Genomic DNA, 3,476 nt, shown 5'->3' with positions numbered 1-3,476 from the left:
CATAATGCCCTACAGGTTATGTTACAATTCGAGTGCAGTACAATAGGGCTTGTCCCACTGCACGAGAATTTACACATAACCTGTTGTTATGCGAAAGTCATCTGATGAGATAATTAAATGGAAAAAGTAGAGAAGAGCCCCAATCCAGTTCTAAACCTTTCTCTTGCAAACCAAAAGCTAATTCTTGAGTGTTTAGAACATCCTAAAGAGCCTAACTTAGTGATGTTAGAGGCCCTTAAAATGCATTCTTTGTATTTTGCTAAGACAAGTACTAAATAGAGTTTTCAAGCTAAATTATGGCAGATATAACCCTTTCCCATATCACTCCCAAACATTTTCATGAAACAGTTAAGCTATTAAAGTTGAACGAGCATCGAATTTATCTGACGGTTAATTCTCTAGAAGTACGTTTTAACTACAGCAATGATGAGGAGCGGTCGGTTACGACTAAACGCTTTGAACAGCTTGAACATTTTATGAAGTTTTTAGATGAGCTGGTAAATTCAAATGTGCCAATTGATTTAGATGAATTTATCCGCACTTACCGGAAAAGTCCGTATAGGGCTTTTTATCGTCCTAGGCGTTAGGCTTTGTGTGTTAGGTTCTAGCACTACGTTCATGAATCTGGTTAGAGTTGATATTCAATATACAGTGATAGAGCTGTAGCCTGCATTTTGGACATCTTGAATAGCCGATTCTATTGCAGATTGTTTATTTGGCGATTTACGGTCAAATTCTAAATAAACTACGCTATCTTTAATATAAATTAAAGCATCATCACACTGAGCTTCATACAAGTTTTTTTCAAGGGCATTTATATCTTGAATGGGGTGCCTAAGTTGAATGGTAAATTGATAATTTCGTGTCATAAATCCCTCAAGTATCAAACGATGGTCAAGTTACTTCCCAATTTTCTAATTTGCATTCTACAAAGAGAAGTTTTCACTAGCATTAGTAGTGTTAAAGAGGAGTGGACTCCTCTTTAATAGTCCACTCTTGTAACAAATTGTTACAGATTAGTACAAAATACAAGCAACAAGGGGAAGGTTATCTATTCTTTATTTCTAACCATTCCTTTAAAAATTGGTTGCTGTCTAGAATCTCTTTGATGTAGTTTTCATCTTCATAATCTGCTGTTTCAAGTAAATAGTTGTCAATGACCAGTTTTGCTTGCCTTTGATAACTTTCTTCATCTTCATATACATCATAACTTCCCATTTTGGATATTCCTACGTTTAAGCTGATTAGTTCAAAGTACTCTCTTGCTATTTTTCTAAATAGAGTGATTTCTTTTTCACTACATTGCTCTTGAGGAATTTGAAAGAAAATGTTTTGTTCGTATGACAGTTCGTGAGGGATTGGGAATTCTAATGTTATGTGTGTTTGATCAGGTATTGAAAAACCAGCTTTTTCCAATTCTGCAATAATCGTGTTGTTTATGAATTCAATGCTCTTTTTGCTTAGCTGTCTTGTGTCATAAGATAGTCTGAAATACTTCACTTATTTTCCTTTTTGTTTGCAAAGTTGATGTAGTCATTTTCGGTAATGTTTTCCAGTCCTTTTCTGATAAGGATTTTGAGTATTTCAGTATCTTTGATACTCATTTTAGTAAGGACTACAGCTTTAACGTGTTCTTCTTGCACTTTTTTCCACGTCAAATCATCAATATGTTTGGTTGGCACTTGGCAATCTCCTATCTATTTGGTTAAAAAATCATATCATTTCTTAGAAAAAAAGAAATTATTTTGTTGACTTCTAAGAAATTAGATTATTATAATTACATTAAATCTAATTTCTTAGAAAAAAAGTTTTTCTTTTTAAAGAGCATTTTATGATCGATTTTTTAAGATTATCTATACCATTCAAAGCGGAGAATATCATCGTCTGCAAAGACGGTGAGACTTCGTTTTTGAAAGATAGTCTTATTGAGATAGCTAGACGAACAGGCATAAAGTTGAAATCATCTAATGTAACGTTTGAGGTAGATGGCGATCTTGATGTTCAAGAGCTTTCACATCCCTATGAATCTATTCCTAGTAGTTTTAGTTCGCTTGCGATGAAAATTTTTAACGGTAGCGATCAATTAAAAACTCCTCCATATGTTGAATTAAAAGCAAGCCCAGCAAAATTATTGCAAGGTCATAATGTTTTTGGTTCAACTGATATTCGATTATGTGCCTTTGTTATGTTGGAAACCTTTGCAAAAGGTATGCCTGAAATTTTTGAGATGATTGATGTTGAAGAAACTTCAGTAGATTGGATTGATGTTACATTTTCATCTCACATCGCTTCGGAATCTGTAAGAAAGCAGGTTATTTCATTTTTGCAAAATGTCAAAGTGGGGCAAACACGCAAAACTAAGCATAACAAGGAATATGAAACGACTGCTGAATGGAATACAGGTTCAGAACACCGTTCTTTAAAAGTGTATTTGAAAGGCGATGAGGTTCAGAGAAGACTTGAAGAAGCCAAATTAGATTTCAAAAAGTCGCCAAGTAAAAAATATCTACAAAATACAATCAATGTGTTAAGCAATCCTAATCTTATTGAGTTTGCTAAAAAATGTGTCCGTTTTGAAGCAAGATTAAGAAGCCGTTACTTAGATAAACATCAAATCCCAAGAAATTTAATCAAGTTAGTAAAATACCAAGAAGAATATGAAGAACAGGGCAGAAGCCTGATAAAAGACCTATGGCAAGAAGCGTTTAAAGACCTAATTAAAGCAGTTGGAGAAAGTAAGATGAATGTTTACAACCGAGATGGCATACAAAAATTATTGCGTAACAATTATTTTTCAGTAACTCCAAAAGGTAACATCAGTTACGCAAAAGCTGATCGTATATTCAGCTTTTATAAGAATTTATTGAATGATGGATATATTGAAACTTTGGAATGTATGAATCGCCAAACTTTTTGGCGATATGAAAAAGATCTTATGGCGATTGGTTTGACCAAAGCTCAGTTGCAAAATCTAAAAGCTCACGAACGTCATAATATCATTCCATTGATGAAAGTTGTTGAAATTGATTTTAGTTGCCAACGTCCTGATTGGTATGTAGAGCCAACGATAGAACGTTGGGGATTGGCTGCATAAATTTGGTTTAAATGTTTTCTCCTTAATATGAGGTAATTAAAAATGAGCAATCAAGACATCAAACAATACTTGTTAAAAGTACAGATTTTTCCAACATCACGCATTGATGAGCGTTCGGGCGTAAGTCAAAAGACTGGCAAAGAATGGTTCATCAGAACCCAAGAAGCCTATATTGATTTAGGTGGTCAGTTTCCGGTAATGGTTAAAATCCCATTACAAAAAGATCAAGTTCCGTATGGTGTTGGTAATTATTACGTTCATCCAAATTCATTTAAAGTTAGTGGTTATTCCGATTTGCAGGTTGCCGATATTGTTTTAGTACCTGTTGATGAAAAATAAAATCTTTATATATCAATGAGTTATATTCTATTGTTTCGCATAA

The 3,476-nt window shown here is 33.8% G+C and carries 6 protein-coding genes; 3 read left to right on the top strand and 3 right to left on the bottom strand.

Going from position 1 to position 3,476, the window contains the following annotated elements:
• The first annotated feature begins 362 nt into the window (after positions 1–362).
• Positions 363–587 carry a hypothetical protein gene (locus B0183_RS11465; protein WP_234802065.1) on the top strand — a complete coding sequence of 75 codons (225 nt, stop codon included), beginning with the start codon at positions 363–365 and terminating at the stop codon, positions 585–587.
• A gap of 54 nt (positions 588–641) precedes the next feature.
• Here the strand turns inward: B0183_RS11465 and B0183_RS11460 are convergent, their stop codons facing one another.
• The 3 genes from B0183_RS11460 to B0183_RS11450 form a co-directional block, all read right to left on the bottom strand.
• Positions 642–869, bottom strand: coding sequence for a hypothetical protein (locus B0183_RS11460; RefSeq protein WP_075604604.1), 228 nt, complete (start codon positions 867–869; stop codon positions 642–644).
• 178 nt (positions 870–1,047) lie between these two features.
• A complete protein-coding gene (locus B0183_RS11455; RefSeq protein ID WP_075604603.1) occupies positions 1,048–1,500 on the bottom strand; it encodes a hypothetical protein in 453 nt (150 codons plus the stop codon).
• Positions 1,497–1,682, bottom strand: coding sequence for a hypothetical protein (locus tag B0183_RS11450; RefSeq protein ID WP_075604602.1), 186 nt, complete (start codon positions 1,680–1,682; stop codon positions 1,497–1,499). Before B0183_RS11450 ends, B0183_RS11455 begins: the two co-directional genes overlap by 4 nt.
• Before the next feature lie 149 nt (positions 1,683–1,831).
• Here B0183_RS11450 and B0183_RS11445 point away from each other — a divergent pair, with 149 nt between their 5' ends.
• Both B0183_RS11445 and B0183_RS11440 read left to right on the top strand, forming a co-directional pair.
• Complete coding sequence (locus B0183_RS11445) at positions 1,832–3,094, top strand: phage/plasmid replication protein, II/X family (RefSeq protein ID WP_075604601.1); 1,263 nt, start codon at positions 1,832–1,834, stop codon at positions 3,092–3,094.
• Positions 3,095–3,136: 42 nt separating this feature from the next.
• Positions 3,137–3,433, top strand: coding sequence for a single-stranded DNA-binding protein (locus B0183_RS11440; RefSeq protein ID WP_075604600.1), 297 nt, complete (start codon positions 3,137–3,139; stop codon positions 3,431–3,433).
• The last annotated feature ends 43 nt before the right edge of the window (positions 3,434–3,476 follow it).

The organism is Glaesserella parasuis (genome assembly GCF_002015085.1).
In the GTDB taxonomy this organism is placed as follows: domain Bacteria; phylum Pseudomonadota; class Gammaproteobacteria; order Enterobacterales; family Pasteurellaceae; genus Glaesserella; species Glaesserella parasuis.
This window is presented reverse-complemented; position numbering and strand designations above follow the sequence as displayed.